Source organism: Serratia bockelmannii, from assembly GCF_008011855.1.
Taxonomy (GTDB): Bacteria; Pseudomonadota; Gammaproteobacteria; order Enterobacterales; family Enterobacteriaceae; genus Serratia; species Serratia bockelmannii.
In genome coordinates this window covers 104,983-119,606 of record NZ_VOUX01000006.1, presented here as the reverse complement: position 1 = coordinate 119,606, position 14,624 = coordinate 104,983, and the positions used below count along the sequence as shown (strand labels likewise).

Here is a 14,624-nt window from a genome sequence, read left to right as displayed (position 1 = left end):
ATGGATTTCAGCGTGATTCACGACAACCTGGGTTACCTGCTGTGGGGCACCTGGCCGGACGGGCCGCTGGGCGGCGCGGCGCTGACGTTGGCGATCAGCCTGATGGCCGGCGTGGCCTCGGCGGTGCTCGGCACCTTACTCGGCGTGGCGCTGGCGATGTCACGCGGTGTCGCCGCCGGGCTGCTGGCGGCGGTGTTGGGCTTTTTCCGCGCCATTCCGGTCATCATGCTGATCTTCTGGACCTATTTCCTGCTGCCGATGGTGTTTGGCGTCGAGATCCCGGAAATCACCACCGTGGTGTGCGCGCTGGCGTTGATCGCCTCGGCCTATCTGGCCCATGCGGTGAAGGCCGGCATCGCCGCGATCGGCCCCGGCCAGTGGCAGGCCGGGCTTTCTCTGGGGCTGACGCGCTGGCAGACGCTGCGCATGATCGTGCTGCCGCAGGCGCTGCGCATGATGGTGCCGTCGTTCATCAACCAGTGGATTTCTCTGATCAAAGACACCTCGTTGGCTTATATCGTCGGCGTTGGCGAATTGACCTTCCTGGCGACCCAGGTCAACAACCGCAGCATGGTCTATCCGATGGAAGTGTTCCTGTTTGTGGCGCTGGTTTATTTCGTGTTCTGCCTGGCGCTCGATCTGTTGGCCAACGCGGTCAACCGCCGCTTCGGCGCGCAAACCCGCGCGCTGAAACGGTCCTGGCGCTGGTGGCGCAACAAGCCGCCGTTGCCGGCCAGTTAATCGGCCGTGAGCCGCCAGCCTCGTTCGCGCCACAGCGCGGGCAGTTGGGCCAGGTCGTCAAACGTGGTCACCAGCGGGTGGTCAATCGGCGGGTTATGCGGATCGGCGCAGAAGTAAAAGACCGGGATGCCGGCATGGATGCCGGCCTGCGCGCCGGCGGGCGAATCGTCCACCAGGATGCAGCGCGTCACCGGCACCTGCATCTGTTCGGCGGCGTGAAACACGATCGCCGGATCCGGCTTCCAGCGCTGAATGTCATAGCCGCTGAATAACCGGTCATCAAAATAAGGCAGCATGCCGGTTAGGCCGAGCGAATGCTGCATCTTGCTGACCGGCCCGTTGGAGACGGTGCAGACAGGCACCGTTATCTGCGCCAGCAGCTCGCGGGCGCCGGCAATCTGTTGCAGTTCGCTGTCGAACAACCGCGCCACTTCCTGCCGATACAGCGGCTCCAGTGTCTCTTTGGCCAGGTCAGTGCCCTGCTCGGCGTTGACCCGATCGATGATCTCGTACAGCTTCACCCCTTTGTATTTCTTGAATACCTCTTCCAGCGACAGATGAATGCCGTAGTGGGCGAACATGTGCACATAGGCTTTGCTGCACAGCACTTCGCTGTCTACCAGCGTGCCATCGCAGTCGAACAAAATGCAGTCAATCTGATTCATGCGGGACAGGTTCCTTCGGGTTAACGCCGCTGAGGCCGCTCAGCGATCACTTGATCAGGTTACGCGCCTTGAGATCGTGCAAAATCAGCGCGGCGACGTGTGAGCACTGCGGCAGATCGCGACTGTCGCACCACTTCAGCTCGGCGATTTCGGCGGCCGGCTGCAGCTGCCCGGTAAAGTCGGCCTGGTAGCAGCGAATGCGCACCTGGGTGCCGTCCTGCTTGCCGTCCGCCGGGCCGGTGAATTCGCCGTAAAACGCGATGGATTGCGACAGCAGCGCAACGGTCAGCTCTTCGTCGATTTCGCGGCACAGCGCCTGTTCGTCGGTTTCGCCCGCTTCGCGCTTTCCGCCCGGCATATAAAACAGCGTCTTATTGTGTGAGCGCACCAGCGCCACTTTGTCATCTTTCAGCGCGATCAACGCCAGCTTATCGATAAAGGTCGAAGACATGCGGATTCCTGTTTTTAACGGATAGGGATAGAGGGGCGATAGGCCATTTTATCGGCCGTGCCGGCAAACGGCAACGCAGCGGGCGGCAAGGGGGATGAATGCCTGTAAATACAAGCCGTTGACGCGTTTAGCCGTAAAGACGGCGAAAAAAACCTGTGACCGACATCAAAAGCCCCACTTTTTGTTATAGGATAGCCGGCGACTGTCCATTCCCATTTTCGGAATTCTGATAATGACCAAACCAGTATCTGGCCTTGACGCTGAGCAAGGCTTGCTTGGGCGCGTGTTTAAACTCAAGCAACATGGCACGACGGCGCGTACGGAAACGATTGCCGGTATCACCACCTTTCTCACCATGGTGTATATCGTGTTCGTTAACCCGCAAATTTTGGGCGCGGCGGGCATGGATACCCAGGCGGTATTTGTCACCACCTGTTTGATCGCCGCCTTCGGCAGCATCTTTATGGGCCTGCTGGCGAACCTGCCGGTGGCGCTGGCGCCGGCGATGGGCCTGAACGCCTTCTTCGCCTTCGTGGTGGTCGGCGCGATGGGCATCTCCTGGCAGGTGGGCATGGGCGCCATCTTCTGGGGGGCGGTCGGCCTGCTGTTGCTGACCATTTTCCGCATTCGCTATTGGATGATCGCTAACATTCCGGTCAGCCTGCGGGTCGGCATTACCAGCGGCATCGGTCTGTTCATCGGCATGATGGGGCTGAAAAACGCCGGCATCGTGGTGGCTAACCCGGACACGCTGGTGACCATCGGCAGCCTGACCTCGCACAACGTGCTGCTGGGGGCGCTCGGCTTCTTCATCATCGCCGTGCTCTCTTCGCGTAACTTCCACGCGGCGGTGCTGGTGTCGATCGTGGTCACCACCCTGATCGGCTGGATGCTGGGCGACGTGAAATACGGTGGCCTGTTCTCCCTGCCGCCGAGTATCACCTCGGTGGTGGGCCAGGTCGACGTGGCCGGCGCGCTGAACATCGGGCTGGCCGGGGTTATCTTCTCGTTTATGCTGGTGAACCTGTTCGACTCTTCCGGCACCCTGATCGGCGTTACCGATAAAGCCGGCCTGACCGACAACCAGGGCAAATTCCCGCGTATGAAGCAGGCGTTGTACGTTGACAGCATCAGCTCAGTGGCCGGTTCGCTGGCGGGTACCTCTTCCGTGACCGCTTACATCGAAAGCTCGTCCGGCGTCGCCGTCGGCGGCCGCACCGGTTTGACGGCGGTGGTCACTGGCCTGCTGTTCCTGCTGGTGATCTTCCTGTCGCCGTTGGCGGGTATGGTGCCGGCTTACGCTGCCGCCGGCGCGCTGATCTATGTCGGTGTACTGATGACCTCCAGCCTGGCGCGGGTGAAGTGGGACGATCTGACCGAAGCGGTACCGGCATTTGTCACCGCGGTGATGATGCCGTTCAGTTTCTCGATCACCGAAGGTATCGCGCTCGGCTTTATCTCCTACTGCGTGATGAAGCTCGGCACCGGCCGCTGGCGTGAAATCAGCCCGTGCGTGGTGGTGGTGGCGCTGCTGTTCGTACTGAAAATCGTCTTTGTCGACGGCCATTGACAGCCAAAGGGCCGACGTCTGTCGGCCCTGAACGCTAGACTCCCGGCGTCGCGTCCGGCGCCTGGTCCAACACCCACTGCAACGGCCGCCTGAAGCGCGCCTGCCAACTGCCGGCGGCATCCTCGCCCTGGGCGAAGTGCAGCGTCTCTACCTGGTTATCCTCTCCAAACAGATTGGCGAAGTGCAACGCCAGCGCCTGCTCGCTGAAGTTCTGCCGATCGTAATACGCCATCACGATTTTCTTTTGCGCCGCCAGCGACTGCTGGGCCGGCTTGATCTCCCCGTTGGGGGCGATCAGGAGCGCGCCGGCGTAAAACTGCGGGTACTTCGCGATCAGGTTGGCGGCGTGCAGTGCACCCTGGCCGCGGGCGCTGAGGTAAATCCGTTGGGTATTCAGCTTTAGCTGCGGAGCCAGCTGTTGCAGCGTACGCTGAATGGCGGTTTGGGTGCTCTCATCGCTGTAATTCGACCAGCGGAAGCTGTTTTCCGACAGCATCTGCGTGCCGTTGATCTCGATGTAGGCTACGCCCATTTCGCCGAACAGCAGCCGTTCTTCGGGGCTGATAGCGGCGGCTTTGCCGTAGGTATGCAGGAAGATCACCGTTGGCCAGCCTTCGGGCGGTGCTTCGCCGTCCGGCATCGCGTAGCTGGCTTTGCCTTCATAGCGGCGAGCGTGCTGCAGATAGCGCGCTTTGGTGGCGGCCAAAATGGATTGGTAGGTGGCGGAATGTTGAATGCTGTTGAAGGCGTCGTCCTCCAGCAGGTTGTAGTAGTACCACAGGCCGCGGTCGGCGCTCAGCTGCAGGTAGCGTTCCGCCAGCTCGGTTTGCCCTTTCTCTGCCGACGACACCGCCAACTGGTAGGGCGCCCAGACATTGCGGCCGTCTTCGCGCATCAGCGTCAGGTACAGCGACATGGCGCCCAGCTTTTTGTCTTCCTGGTTTTGCGCGGATCGCGACAGCTGGGCGTTGAGCGCACTGTGTGCCGGCAGCTCCAGCGGTTCTTCACCGGCGGGATAACGCATGTCTGCGGCGAAAGCGGGACTGGTGATGGAAACAAAAAATAACGCTAAAATGAAAAAATACATGATGCTATGGCTTTAATTTTCAATGAATTGACGGACTTCATGTCCTGTTGCGGCGCCCGGTGGGCGCCGCGAGACGGTCACTCCACGCGGCGAATAAAATCGCTGAACGCGGACAGCTGGCCGGTCAGGAAGTCCAGCGTTCCCTGATCGCTCAGTTCACCGGCCTGTTCATCGACCTTGCTCTGGATCACGCCGCCCATAAACTCAGGCTTGTTCATTACCATCGCATCGAGGAATACCAGGATCTGGCGCAGATGGTATTGGCAGCGCGCGCCGCCGATCGGCCCCATCGAGCTGGTTTGAATGGCGACCGGCTTGCCGGCCAGCGGCTGATTCGGCAAGCGAGACAGCCAGTCGATGGCGTTCTTCAACCCGCCGGGCACGGAATAGTTATATTCAGGGGTGACGATGATCACGCCGTCGGCCTGGCGGATCTGTTCGGCGATCGCCTCGACAGCGGCAGGGAAGCCTTCACCCTGTTGCATGTCGGCGTCGTACAGTGGGATATCGCGGATGGAAGGTAGCGCTTCAATGGTGACGCCCTGCGGAGCCAGCCCTGGCAGGGCGCGGGCCACCATGGCGTTGTAAGAGCCTTTACGCAGGCTGCCGAGCAGAGTGACGATTTTTAAGGCTTGGTCTGACATGATGATTCTCCCTTTCGAATGAGCAGATTCAGCGTACAACATGGGCGAATAGTAGGCTAAAGCGCGGGTCGAGAATAGGCGATTGCTCAACATTTAGCTGTCTTTACAATTTAATCCAGCGACTCGCGCGGTAAAGACAGCGTTATCCGCTTTGCGCCGCGTTAACCGGGCGTCTTCAGGCCCGTCAGTTTAACGAAGCGCGAGGACGCCGCCGGGCTGCGCGGTGAGATTTCCCCGTCTTTGTGCAGTCCACCGCGCTCTTCGTAGCGCCAGCACAGCAGGCGATCCAGCCCAGGGCTGCCGGCGCAGGCCCAGCTCAGGTATTCGTCGGCGTCGCTCATTACCTGAACGTCCGGCGTGGCACTGGAGCGCAGGTGGCCGGAGAAGGGATGCAGACGCAGCGTAGACTGGCCGCTGTTACCGAGGCCGGAAATTTTCAGCACGCTTTGCCGGATGCTCCACAGCTGAGTTTCTGCCTCCAGCCGATCGTCCTGCGCACCGATCCAGGCACTTTCTGCCGGTGTCTGATGCGCGTGTTGCAGCGCGCTTTGCCGGGTGCCGCGCGCCCGCATCACTTCGATATCCAGTCCGACCTTGCCCTCGTCGCTAAGCAGTACACCCACGGTGTTGCTGGCGTAGGCGAGGCTAAAATCGGGCAGCTGATGATCGGCGAAACAGGGGCGGCCGGTCGGCGTGGTGGCTATAGTGGGGAGCGTCGGCAAGCCGTACAGGTAGAACATCATTTCGGCGAGCAGAATGCGCCCTTGCAGGTAGCGCGTGCGGCGCTTAACGGAAAAGGTGCGGGTGGCGGCTATCACTTCGTCGGAGAGTCTCTGGGTATCCAGGACAGCGGAGGCCGGGGTCCATCGGGCAAAATGACACGCCATTGTTCACTCCATGACAGAGGGTCGCTAAGAACGCAGGGGTGTTAGATTAAGACTAAGTTGAGGATTTATCATCAAAAAACACTATGCGGATTATCCTATTTATTAACGATGGAAGAGGTATCGTCCGACGCGGCATCGCTCCACCATTGGATCATTGATGCGTTCGGTGCCAAATCAAAGTATGGCTTGCCCAGCAAGTGATTGAGGATGCGCGCTGAACGCCAGGCCATCAGGCTCAGCCCGCCTTCTGCGCTGCCGTGGCTGTGTATCCCGGCATTTACCGCATAAATTCGATTTTGCTCCGGCCCGAGCCATTCAAGATTAAAATTCGGCAGCAGCGGTAGATGCTGCTTCGAATCGAGCGGGATGCGCGGCACCAAGGGTTTCAGGTACGCGGGCAGAGAGGCGCGATAGCCGGTGGCGAGAATGACGATATCAGCCCTGAAACTTTCCCGGCGATTTTCCAGACCGTGAAGCGTGCGCAGATGAAAAGCCTCATCCATTGATTCGACGGTCAGTAGAGTACGATGGGGCAGTAAACGCACATTGCGTGTCTGGCGCATCACGTCAAAACGCATATAAAGCTCACGGTACAAGGTTCGCAGCGTATGATTGCTGATGCCGTCTGCCGGCAATTTCTGTGTTTTGATTTCACGTGCGCGGATCTCGGCCGGCAGCGTATAGAAATAGTCGACGTATTCAGGAGTGAAATATTCGTTGGTGAAGGGGGACTCGTCCAGCGGCTGAAAATTGGGACGACGCGAGAGCCAATCCAGCTGTGCCGGCTCGCCCCAGTGTCCCTGCAACGCGTTCAAAAAAACATCGGCGCCGCTTTGGCCGCCGCCCACCACCATAACCCGCTTGCCGCTGAAGTCTGGATTGCGCAGGGCTATTTCGGCGGCATTCATGCAGTTTTCACCCAGCGCCGGGTAAAATGCTTCCGGCAACCAAGGGTCATGTCCGGTACCCAGACAGATATTTTTCGCCCACAGGGTCTGGTTGTGGGTACATACCTTGAACAAACCTTTTTCATCGTCGAAATCAATACGCTCTACGGACTGTGAAAACTGTAGCCCGTCTAACCTTTCGCAGGCCCAACTCAGGTAGTCGGAGAATTCTTCCCGGCTGATAATTTGCTGCTCGGTGATTAAAAAACGATAAATTTTTTTCTGTTCGACCAAGTAATTAATAAATGAAAATTGGCTGCGTGGGCTGACGGCGGTAACCAGATCCTGAAGTACATAGGTTTGCATATAAGCTGAGGGCAACAGCATACCGGGGTGCCAACGGAAGCTGGCGTTACGATCGAGAAAGGTATAATTGACGGCGCCGCTTTCGGCGGCCAGAGCGGCCAGACTGAGATTGAAAGGCCCCAATCCCACGCCGATCAAGTCTAAAGGTTCGTTCATGTAAGCTTATCTCTCACGCAGCAAAATTGATGAGATAAGCTTAGGTGAGTTTTGATGCCGCCGGGAGAAGTAACATGCGGGCGCCGAGTAGGATACGGCGCTCGCAGTCGATTATTTCCCGATACAGAAGCTGGAGAAGATACGGCCCAGCAGATCGTCGGAGGTGAATTCGCCGGTGATTTCACTCAGGGCCAGCTGCGCCTGGCGCAGTTCCTCGGCCAGCAGCTCCCCCGCGTAAGCGCTCACTAACTGTTCTTTACCCTGCACCAGATGCTGTGCCGCCAGCTCCAGCGCCTGCAGGTGGCGACGGCGCGCCAGGAAGCCGCCTTCCATATTGCTGGTGAAGCCCATGCTCTGTTTAAGATGATCGCGCAGCACATCGACGCCTTCGCCGGTGCGGGCCGACAGGCGAATAAGTGAGTGGTTGTTCACTTCTGTCAGACCCAGCGCTTCACCGGTGATGTCGGCCTTGTTGCGCACCACGGTGATCGGCAGCGTGCCCGGCAGGCGCGCCATAAATTCCGGCCAGATCTCAGCCGGCTCGGTGGCGGCGGTGGTGGTGCCGTCAACCATAAACAGCACTCGGTCGGCCTGTTCAATCTCGTTCCACGCACGTTCGATGCCGATGCGTTCCACTTCGTCGCTGGCGTCGCGCAGGCCGGCGGTGTCGATGATGTGCAGCGGCATGCCGTCGATATGGATATGTTCGCGCAAGACGTCGCGAGTGGTGCCGGCGATATCGGTCACGATCGCCGCCTCGCGCCCGGCCAACGCATTGAGCAGGCTCGATTTACCTGCGTTGGGGCGCCCGGCGATCACCACCTTCATCCCTTCGCGCAGCAGGCTGCCCTGGCGCGCTTCGCCGCGCACGTTGTCCAGATCCGCCATTACGTCGTTGAGCTGCGCCTCGATTTTACCGTCGGACAGGAAGTCGATTTCTTCGTCCGGGAAGTCGATTGCCGCTTCCACGTAGATTCGCAGGTGAGTGAGCGCTTCCACGAGCTGGTGGATGCGGGTGGAAAACGCGCCCTGCAGCGAGTTCATCGCCGAACGTGCCGCCTGCTCGGAGCTGGCGTCGATCAGATCGGCAATCGCTTCGGCCTGCGCCAAATCGAGTTTGTCGTTGAGGAACGCGCGTTCGGAGAACTCGCCGGGCCGTGCGATGCGCACGTCAGGGAGCGCCAGCACGCGCTTGAGCAACAGATCGAGGATCACCGGCCCGCCGTGGCCCTGCAGTTCCAGCACGTCTTCGCCGGTAAAGGAGTTCGGCCCCGGGAACCACAGCGCGATGCCCTGATCGAGGGTGGCGCCCGTGGCGTCGCGGAACGGCAGATAGTCAGCGTAGCGCGGCTTCGGCAGCTTGCCGAGCAACGCCTGGGCGACGTCTTTGGCCTTGCTTCCGGAAATGCGCAGAATGCCGACGCCGCCGCGTCCCGGCGGGGTGGCTTGGGCAACGATGGTATCGGTGGTGCTCATAACGGTTCTCTCTGACGATTAAGATGCAAAAAGGCGGTCTAATGACCGCCTTTGGGGTGACTGCAAGGGTCGGCGCGCCGAACCCCTACAATACGCTTAGCTTTTTTTCTTGTCGCGGCTGTGCAGACCGCGTTTTTCCAGACCACGGTAAATCAGCTGCTGCTGCAGGATGGTCACCAGGTTACTGACGATGTAATACAGCACCAGACCGGACGGGAACCACAGGAAGAACACTGTGAAGATCACCGGCATGAAGGTCATGATTTTCTGCTGCATCGGGTCAGTCACGGTGGTTGGCGACATCTTCTGAATGAAGAACATCGTCACGCCCATCAGGATTGGCAGGATGTAGTACGGGTCTTGCGCCGACAGGTCATGGATCCATAGGGCGAACGGCGCGTGGCGCAGCTCGACCGAGCCCATCAGCATGTAGTACAGCGCCAGGAAGATCGGCATCTGAATGATCAGCGGCAGGCAGCCGCCGAGCGGGTTCACTTTCTCCGACTTGTACAGCGCCATCATCTCTTGGCTCATGCGCTGTTTGTCATCGCCGATGCGCTCGCGCATCGCCTGCAGCTTCGGCTGCAGCATGCGCATTTTCGCCATCGAGGTGTACTGCGCCTTGGTCAGCGGGTACATGATGCCGCGCACGATGAAGGTGATGATGATGATGGAGAAGCCCCAGTTACCGATAAAGCCGTGGATGAACTTCAGCAGTTTGAACAGCGGCTGGGAGATGAACCACAGCCAGCCGTAATCCACGGTCAGGTCCAGGTGCGGCGCCAACTGGGCCATCTGATCCTGCAGCTCCGGGCCGACCCACAGGGTCGCGTTCAGCTGCTGCTGAGCGCCAGGCTGCACCACGACCGGGGTAGATTTGAAGCCGATGGTGGACAGGTTGTCACCCGGTTTGGCGGTGTAGAAGGTGTTGTCACCCTTGGTCGCCGGTACCCACGCGGTGGCGAAGTACTGCTGCAGCATGGCGACCCAACCGTCTTTGGTGGTGACGCTCAGGTTTTCGTCTTTGTCGAACGCGTATTTCTGGTACTTGTCCTCGCTGGACGAGTACGCCGCGCCGCGGAAGGTGTGCAGCGCGAAGTTGCTGCTGCCGGTGTCGCGGTGCTTAGGCAATTCGGTGGTCTGCTTCAGCTGGCCGAACAGGGTCAGCTCCAGCGGCGTCGCGCCTTTGTTGTCGATGCTGTAATCCACGCCGACCGCATAGTGATTGCGTTTGAGCACGAAGGTCTTGGTGTAGATCGCGCCGTCTTTATCGGTGTAGGTCAGCGGGATGCGCAGCTCGTCCTGGCCTTCCGGCAGGGTGTAGCTGTCCTGCGCCGCCTGATACAGCGGGCGCTCGCCGTTGGCCGGGTTGTCCGGGCCGTTTTTACCGGTCAGGCCGCTTTGTGCCTGATAGACGAACGACGGAGTGGTTTCCAGCAGTTGGAACGGAGTCGATGAACCCAGGGTATCCGGGTAGGCCAACAGTTTAGCCTGCTCGATATCGCCACCACGGGTGTTGATGGTCAGTGACAGCACGTCGGTGTTCACGGTAATCAGCTTACCCTGACCACTGGCTGGCACGGCCTGGCTGGCGGCATCACCGGCTACTGCGTTCGAAGTCTGTTGCGTGGTCTGTGCGGCCGGCTGCGGAGCATTGTCCGTTTGCCATGCCTGCCAGATCATGAAAGACACGAACAGCAGAGCGATGAGGAGAAGATTGCGTTGCGAATCCATCGTTAGTGTTCTCTGTTATCGTCGGTTTTTGGCGGCACCGGATCATCGCCACCTGGGTTCAAAGGGTGGCATTTTAATACGCGTTTCAATGCTAACCAACTGCCTTTTATCATGCCAAACCTGCTTAATGCCTCAATTGCGTAATGAGAGCATGTCGGCTGGAAGCGACAACGAGGCCCTAGCAGCGGACTGATGACGAGCTGATAGGCCCGCACCAGCCCGATCAGGATGCGGGAGCCTGGCGACAGTGGCGACGCCATAATTTATCCAAAGCTTCCGTCAGCGCGCGGTTATCCAAATCCGCTATCCCCTTTTTGGCCACCACGACAAAATCCATCGCCGGTAATTCGTGCTGACGCAAGCGGAAGCTTTCGCGGGTTAGGCGTTTGATCCGATTACGCTCGTGCGCGCGTTTGACGTGTTTTTTGGCGACGGTAAGACCGATGCGGGGATGCCCCAGCTGGTTCAGGCGGCCGAGGATGGTGATTTGCGGCGTGCCAGCCCGTTGTGGCTGCTGGAAGACGAAAGTGAAATGAGTGGGAGTTAACAAACGTAACTCCCTGGGAAAAGCGAGCTTAACCACTCAGCGGGTTAGCTTTATTACTTAGAAACAGTCAGACGAGCACGGCCTTTCGCACGACGGCGGGCCAGAACTTGACGACCATTTTTGGTGGCCATACGAGCACGGAAACCGTGGCTACGGTTGCGCTTCAATACGGACGGTTGGAAAGTGCGTTTCATAGCGATTTCTACCTAAACTTAAAATAATTACTGATCAGTAAACGCGTTTGGCTACTCGGCGTGAAGATGACCGACGCCTCAATCGCAATACATAAAGAAGCGGGATTGTAATAATTGTACAGTCCTGAGTCAATTCGCATCGCGCCAGCCTACCTGGTTGTCTGCCAATAACGGAACAAAATCCGGTCTTGGCCCGTGGTCACCGCAGAATCCTGTCTGGCTAATGACGCACCATAAGGAACCAGGTATCACACGTAGGGCGAAGATTATACGGACTCGGGGTGAAATCGCAAGGATCCCCGTGAGATCCTTTGCGCGCGATCCCAGGATCCGACGTGGATAACAGGGTATAACCGGTTGACAATGTAAAAAACGCGGCGCAGCGGCCGGGATCTGCGCGGTCATTCGGCGTTGGCGGTGAAAAGATCGCCGCCGGCCGCGGCCTGTGGATAAAATGGATCTAATCTGTGAGGAAGGGGAGGATCTCTTGCTCGGATTGCGCTATGATCCGTCATTCCGATCGCGATCCCTCATGCCGGGATCGTGAGGGACACAAACCGTGAAAGGCGGTTCGCATCCCCCACAGGCAAACAGCCGATGCCGGGTATGTGTCAAAAATCATGAGTTATAAAAAGTTGCCCGTTTCTTTTCTTTATTGATCTTGTTCGAGTGGAGTCCGCCGTGTCACTTTCGCTTTGGCAGCAGTGTCTTGCCCGATTGCAGGATGAGTTACCTGCCACAGAATTTAGTATGTGGATTCGCCCATTGCAGGCGGAACTGAGTGACAACACCCTGGCGCTGTACGCGCCTAACCGTTTTGTGCTGGATTGGGTTCGCGATAAGTACTTAAACAACATCAATGGTCTGCTGAATGATTTCTGCGGCACGGACGCGCCTTTGCTGCGTTTTGAAGTCGGCAGCAAGCCGATCACGCAGGTGATCAGCCAGACCGTGACCGCCAGCGTCAGCAGCGCCCCTGCGGCCCCGGCGGCGCGTACGGCTGCACCTTTGCGCCCGAGCTGGGACAACGCGGCGGCGCAGCCCGAGCTCTCTTACCGCTCCAACGTCAATCCTAAACACACCTTCGACAACTTCGTCGAGGGTAAGTCCAACCAGCTGGCGCGCGCGGCGGCTCGCCAGGTGGCGGACAATCCGGGCGGCGCCTACAACCCTTTGTTCCTGTATGGCGGTACCGGCCTGGGTAAAACTCACCTGCTGCACGCGGTCGGCAACGGCATCATGGCGCGCAAGGCCAACGCCAAAGTGGTCTACATGCACTCGGAACGCTTCGTGCAGGACATGGTCAAAGCGTTGCAAAATAATGCCATCGAAGAGTTTAAGCGCTACTACCGTTCGGTCGACGCCTTACTTATCGATGACATCCAATTTTTCGCCAACAAGGAGCGTTCGCAGGAAGAGTTCTTCCATACCTTTAACGCCCTGTTGGAAGGCAATCAGCAGATCATCCTGACCTCGGATCGCTACCCTAAAGAGATCAACGGGGTGGAAGATCGCTTGAAGTCTCGCTTCGGTTGGGGGCTGACGGTGGCGATCGAGCCGCCGGAGCTGGAAACCCGCGTGGCGATCCTGATGAAAAAGGCCGACGAAAACGACATTCGCCTGCCGGGCGAAGTGGCGTTCTTCATCGCCAAGCGCCTGCGTTCCAACGTGCGTGAGCTCGAAGGGGCATTGAACCGCGTGATCGCCAACGCCAACTTTACCGGCCGGGCTATCACCATTGATTTCGTGCGCGAAGCGCTGCGCGATCTGCTGGCGCTGCAGGAAAAGCTGGTCACCATCGACAATATCCAAAAGACGGTGGCGGAGTATTACAAGATTAAAGTCGCGGATTTGCTGTCCAAGCGGCGTTCGCGATCCGTTGCCCGCCCGCGCCAGATGGCGATGGCGCTGGCGAAGGAACTCACCAACCACAGTCTGCCGGAAATCGGCGATGCGTTTGGTGGCCGCGACCATACCACGGTGTTGCACGCCTGCCGGAAGATCGAGCAGCTGCGTGAGGAAAGTCACGACATCAAAGAAGATTTCTCCAATTTAATCAGAACATTATCTTCATAGCGCTATGAAATTTATCGTTGAACGTGAGCATCTGCTAAAACCGCTGCAACAGGTGAGCAGCCCGCTGGGCGGCCGCCCGACCTTGCCGATCCTGGGCAACCTGCTGTTGCAGGTGACGGAAGGCTCCCTGCTGCTGACCGGCACCGATCTGGAGATGGAGATGGTGGCGCGCGTCGCCCTGTCCCAACCGCATGAGCCGGGCGCGACCACCGTGCCTGCGCGCAAATTCTTTGATATCTGCCGTGGCCTGCCGGAAGGGGCGGAGATCGCCGTCACGCTGGAGAGCGAGCGCATGCTGGTGCGGTCCGGCCGCAGCCGTTTCTCACTGTCTACGCTGCCCGCGGCGGACTTTCCGAACCTGGACGACTGGCAGAGCGAGGTGGAGTTCACCTTGCCGCAGGCGACGCTGAAGCGCCTGATCGAAGCTACCCAGTTCTCGATGGCCCATCAGGACGTGCGTTACTACCTGAACGGCATGCTGTTTGAAACCGAAGGCGAAGAGCTGCGCACCGTCGCGACCGACGGCCACCGCCTGGCGGTGTGCTCGATGCCGATCGGCCAGCAGCTGCCGTCGCATTCGGTGATCGTGCCGCGTAAAGGGGTGATGGAGCTGGTGCGCCTGCTGGACGGCGGCGATTCGCTGCTGCAGTTGCAGATCGGCAGCAACAACATCCGCGCCCACGTCGGCGATTTCATCTTCACGTCCAAGCTGGTTGACGGCCGTTTCCCGGACTATCGTCGCGTCTTGCCGAAGAACCCGGATAAAACGCTGGAAGCCGGCTGCGATCTGCTCAAGCAGGCGTTTGCCCGCGCGGCCATTCTCTCGAACGAGAAATTCCGCGGCGTGCGGCTGTACGTCAGCCAGAACCAGCTGAAGATCACCGCCAACAACCCGGAGCAGGAAGAGGCGGAAGAGATCCTCGACGTCAGCTACGACGGCGCGGAGATGGAGATCGGCTTCAACGTCAGCTACGTGCTGGACGTGTTGAACGCGCTCAAGTGTGAAGACGTGCGCCTGCTGTTGACCGACTCGGTCTCCAGCGTGCAGATCGAAGACGGCGCCAGCCAGGCGGCGGCCTACGTTGTCATGCCAATGCGGTTGTAGTCTCGTTACCTTGAATTACAGCACCGTCATCGGTAAAG

At 59.0% G+C, this 14,624-nt stretch carries 15 protein-coding genes; 4 read left to right on the top strand and 11 right to left on the bottom strand.

Going from position 1 to position 14,624, the window contains the following annotated elements; genetic code table 11:
• Nucleotides 1–741, top strand: coding sequence for an amino acid ABC transporter permease (locus FOT55_RS10700; protein ID WP_004933841.1), 741 nt, complete (start codon nucleotides 1–3; stop codon nucleotides 739–741).
• Here the strand turns inward: FOT55_RS10700 and yieH are convergent.
• Both yieH and FOT55_RS10690 read right to left on the bottom strand, forming a co-directional pair.
• Entirely contained in the window at nucleotides 738–1,406 is a 669-nt protein-coding gene (gene yieH / locus FOT55_RS10695) for a 6-phosphogluconate phosphatase (protein WP_025304749.1), read from the bottom strand. The two genes, FOT55_RS10700 and yieH, sit on opposite strands and share 4 nt — an antisense overlap.
• Before the next feature lie 46 nt (nucleotides 1,407–1,452).
• Nucleotides 1,453–1,857 (bottom strand): NUDIX hydrolase, encoded by a 405-nt coding sequence (locus FOT55_RS10690; RefSeq protein ID WP_016929609.1) that lies wholly within the window; start codon nucleotides 1,855–1,857, stop codon nucleotides 1,453–1,455.
• A 232-nt stretch (nucleotides 1,858–2,089) separates the two neighbouring features.
• Between FOT55_RS10690 and FOT55_RS10685 the strand changes: the two genes are divergently transcribed.
• A complete protein-coding gene (locus FOT55_RS10685; RefSeq protein WP_004933851.1) occupies nucleotides 2,090–3,427 on the top strand; it encodes an NCS2 family permease in 1,338 nt (445 codons plus the stop codon).
• A gap of 34 nt (nucleotides 3,428–3,461) precedes the next feature.
• Here the strand turns inward: FOT55_RS10685 and FOT55_RS10680 are convergent, their stop codons facing one another.
• The 9 genes from FOT55_RS10680 to rpmH all read right to left on the bottom strand — a co-directional run bounded on the left by FOT55_RS10680 (nucleotide 3,462) and on the right by rpmH (nucleotide 11,405).
• Nucleotides 3,462–4,514: an alpha/beta hydrolase gene (locus tag FOT55_RS10680; RefSeq protein WP_025304751.1), complete on the bottom strand. Its 1,053-nt coding sequence runs from the start codon at nucleotides 4,512–4,514 to the stop codon at nucleotides 3,462–3,464.
• A 77-nt stretch (nucleotides 4,515–4,591) separates the two neighbouring features.
• On the bottom strand, nucleotides 4,592–5,158 hold the full coding sequence (locus FOT55_RS10675) for an NADPH-dependent FMN reductase (RefSeq protein ID WP_025304752.1): 567 nt from the start codon (nucleotides 5,156–5,158) through the stop codon (nucleotides 4,592–4,594).
• Between the two features lie 161 nt (nucleotides 5,159–5,319).
• Nucleotides 5,320–6,045, bottom strand: coding sequence for a 4'-phosphopantetheinyl transferase family protein (locus FOT55_RS10670; protein ID WP_147823461.1), 726 nt, complete (start codon nucleotides 6,043–6,045; stop codon nucleotides 5,320–5,322).
• A gap of 95 nt (nucleotides 6,046–6,140) precedes the next feature.
• Nucleotides 6,141–7,454 (bottom strand): lysine N(6)-hydroxylase/L-ornithine N(5)-oxygenase family protein, encoded by a 1,314-nt coding sequence (locus FOT55_RS10665; RefSeq protein ID WP_147823460.1) that lies wholly within the window; start codon nucleotides 7,452–7,454, stop codon nucleotides 6,141–6,143.
• Nucleotides 7,455–7,565: 111 nt separating this feature from the next.
• Complete coding sequence (gene mnmE / locus FOT55_RS10660) at nucleotides 7,566–8,930, bottom strand: tRNA uridine-5-carboxymethylaminomethyl(34) synthesis GTPase MnmE (protein WP_147823459.1); 1,365 nt, start codon at nucleotides 8,928–8,930, stop codon at nucleotides 7,566–7,568.
• A 96-nt stretch (nucleotides 8,931–9,026) separates the two neighbouring features.
• Nucleotides 9,027–10,664 carry a membrane protein insertase YidC gene (yidC, locus tag FOT55_RS10655; protein ID WP_025304756.1) on the bottom strand — a complete coding sequence of 546 codons (1,638 nt, stop codon included), beginning with the start codon at nucleotides 10,662–10,664 and terminating at the stop codon, nucleotides 9,027–9,029.
• 2 nt (nucleotides 10,665–10,666) lie between these two features.
• Nucleotides 10,667–10,924 (bottom strand): membrane protein insertion efficiency factor YidD, encoded by a 258-nt coding sequence (gene yidD / locus FOT55_RS10650; protein ID WP_004933881.1) that lies wholly within the window; start codon nucleotides 10,922–10,924, stop codon nucleotides 10,667–10,669.
• Entirely contained in the window at nucleotides 10,888–11,247 is a 360-nt protein-coding gene (gene rnpA / locus FOT55_RS10645; RefSeq protein ID WP_004933883.1) for a ribonuclease P protein component, read from the bottom strand. Before rnpA ends, yidD begins: the two co-directional genes overlap by 37 nt.
• Before the next feature lie 17 nt (nucleotides 11,248–11,264).
• Complete coding sequence (rpmH, locus tag FOT55_RS10640) at nucleotides 11,265–11,405, bottom strand: 50S ribosomal protein L34 (RefSeq protein WP_000831330.1); 141 nt, start codon at nucleotides 11,403–11,405, stop codon at nucleotides 11,265–11,267.
• Nucleotides 11,406–12,086: 681 nt separating this feature from the next.
• Between rpmH and dnaA the strand changes: the two genes are divergently transcribed.
• Both dnaA and dnaN read left to right on the top strand, forming a co-directional pair.
• Nucleotides 12,087–13,481, top strand: a complete 1,395-nt coding sequence (gene dnaA, locus FOT55_RS10635; protein ID WP_071826153.1) for a chromosomal replication initiator protein DnaA — start codon at nucleotides 12,087–12,089, stop codon at nucleotides 13,479–13,481.
• A 4-nt stretch (nucleotides 13,482–13,485) separates the two neighbouring features.
• Nucleotides 13,486–14,586, top strand: a complete 1,101-nt coding sequence (dnaN, locus tag FOT55_RS10630; RefSeq protein WP_004933892.1) for a DNA polymerase III subunit beta — start codon at nucleotides 13,486–13,488, stop codon at nucleotides 14,584–14,586.
• Nucleotides 14,587–14,624 lie beyond the last annotated feature (38 nt).